The organism is Mesorhizobium huakuii (assembly GCF_030160235.1).
GTDB classification, from domain to species: Bacteria; Pseudomonadota; Alphaproteobacteria; order Rhizobiales; family Rhizobiaceae; genus Mesorhizobium; species Mesorhizobium huakuii.
In genome coordinates this window covers 1-2,393 of sequence record NZ_BSNY01000079.1, presented here as the reverse complement: position 1 = coordinate 2,393, position 2,393 = coordinate 1, and the positions used below count along the sequence as shown (strand labels likewise).

Annotated in this window: 2 protein-coding genes; both read left to right on the top strand. The window is 60.2% G+C overall.

Features of this window, described 5'->3' with window-relative positions; translation table 11 throughout:
* Positions 1-21 precede the first annotated feature (21 nt).
* Positions 22-1,533: an IS21 family transposase gene (gene istA, locus QQK95_RS33330; RefSeq protein ID WP_148307437.1), complete on the top strand. Its 1,512-nt coding sequence runs from the start codon at positions 22-24 to the stop codon at positions 1,531-1,533.
* 12 nt (positions 1,534-1,545) lie between these two features.
* A complete protein-coding gene (gene istB, locus QQK95_RS33325; RefSeq protein ID WP_038646815.1) occupies positions 1,546-2,301 on the top strand; it encodes an IS21-like element helper ATPase IstB in 756 nt (251 codons plus the stop codon).
* Positions 2,302-2,393 lie beyond the last annotated feature (92 nt).

Sequence of the window (2,393 nt, the reverse complement as noted above, 5' to 3'; positions counted from 1 at the left end):
CCGGCAAAGAGAAGGCTGACCATGAGACAGTTGAGACAAATGCTTCGGCTTGCCGGAAGCGGGACCAGCTCCCGCGAGATTGCGGTCGTGCTGGGAATAGCACGCAGTACGGTGCAGGATAATCTGCGGCGCGCAGCGGCAATCGGGTTGAGCTGGCCCCTGCCAGGCGAGCTGACCGATGACGCGCTTGAGAACAAACTCTTCGCTCGCAATGGCGTCAAGCAGGGCACGCGGCGGCGCACAGAGCCGAACTGGGCCCATCTTGCCGTCGAGCTCAAGAAGCCGGGCGTCACGCTCCTCATCTTGTGGGAGGAGTATCGAGGAAGTCATCCCGACGGATATGGCTACAGCCGGTTCTGCGAGCTCTTTCGCAGCTTCGAACAGCGGCTTTCGCCGACGATGCGCCAGGAACACGCCGCCGGCGACAAGGTCTTCGTCGACTATTCCGGCAAGAAGATCCCGATCGTTGATCGAGACACCGGCGAGATCCGTGAGGCGGAGATCTTCGTGGCAGTGCTGGGTGCGTCCAGCTTGACCTATGCCGAAGCGACCTGGACCCAGACACTGCCGGATTGGATTGGTTCACACGTCAGGATGTTTCGTTTCTTTGATGGCGTTCCCCGCCTGATCGTCCCCGACAATCTGAAGTCGGGCGTCAGCCGCGCCAGCTTCTACGATCCCGAGATCAATCGCAGCTACGGCATGATGGCATCCCATTATGGCGTCGGCGTTCTTCCGGCACGGCCGCGACGGCCGAAGGACAAATCGAAAGTCGAGAACGGCGTGCGTTTCGCCCAGTCATGCATTCTGGGGCGGCTGCGCAACCAGACCTTCTTCTCGCTGGCCGAGGCCAATGCCGCAATTCGCCAGGCACTCAATCGCATCAATGATCACGTCATGCGTCGGCTGGGCGTCAGTCGCCGGCAACTGTTTGAGAGCGTCGAGCGTGCTGCGCTGGCAAGCCTTCCGAGCGAAGACTACGAATTCGCCGAGTGGCGTTTGGCCCGCGTCTCGACGGATTACCACGTCGAGTTCAAGACCTTCTTCTATTCCGTACCGCACAACCTCATTCGTCAGCAAGTCGATCTGAGGGCAACGGCACGCACCATCGAGATCTTCCACCGCGGCAAGCGCATTGCCGTCCATCAGCGCCGCTATGGCGGCCCTCGTCATGGGACGGATCCGGATCATATGCCCAGCTCCCACCGGCGATATGCCGAGTGGACGCCGGATCGTTTCCGTCGCTGGGCCGCATCCGTCGGGCCCGAGACGGAAGGCTTGGTTGTCGCAATCCTCGCCAGCCGCCCACATCCTGAACAAGGCTTTCGAACATGCCTGGGTGTCCTTCGCCTGTTTCGCGATGTCACACGCGATCGCGCCGAAGCCGTCTCAGCCCGCGCTGTCGAGATCGGTGGGCTGAACTGCAAGAGCATCGCCTCGCTCATCGCCAATCACAAGGCCGCAAGGCATTCCACCGAACCGACCGCCATCGTCGATCACGCCAATCTGCGTGGCCCTGATTACTTCCATTGAGGAGACATACCAATGCTCATCCATCCGACCATCAACATGCTGCGCGAACTCGGCCTTCATGGCATGGCCACTGCCTTCCAGGAACTCGACGCACAATCCGAAGCACGCGGCCTCGAGCATGGCGAATGGCTTGCCATGCTGCTCGAGCGCGAGGCTACCATGCGCCGCCAGAAGCGTTTCGAAGCCCGCGCCAGAGCTGCAAAACTTCGCCATGACGCACAGATCGAGAATGCCGACTTTCGTGCCGCACGCGGTCTTGATCGCAATCTGTTCATGGCGCTCGCCGGCTGCGACTGGATCAGAAAGCATCACAGTCTTCTCATCACCGGGCCGGCCGGCGTCGGCAAGAGCTGGCTGGCCTGTGCGCTTGGCCACAAAGCTTGCCGAGAGGATTTCTCCGTCGCCTATCACCGCGTTCCCCGGCTGTTTGCAACGCTTGCCCTCGCGAGAGGCGACGGACGTTATGGCCGGATCCTCAAGCAACTCGCCAAAACCGACCTTCTCATTCTCGATGACTGGGGACCGGAAAAACTCAATGATGACCAGCGGCGTGATGTGCTTGAGATCATTGAAGACCGCTACGAACGCCGATCGACAATCGTCACCAGTCAGCTGCCCCTGGATCGCTGGTACGAGATCATTGCAAACCCAACCCTGGCCGATGCCATCCTGGACCGCCTCGTTCACAACGCCTATCGCATCGATCTCACCGGTGAAAGCATGCGAAAACAGCGCTCGCCGAGAGCGTCCGAAACAGCGCACGCTTGACCTGAAACGAAACCCAATCCAAACATCAACGAGACCCAGGATCAGTCCGAAAAATGGCCGGCTTCAAATCGGAACACCGGCCGGAATGAAAT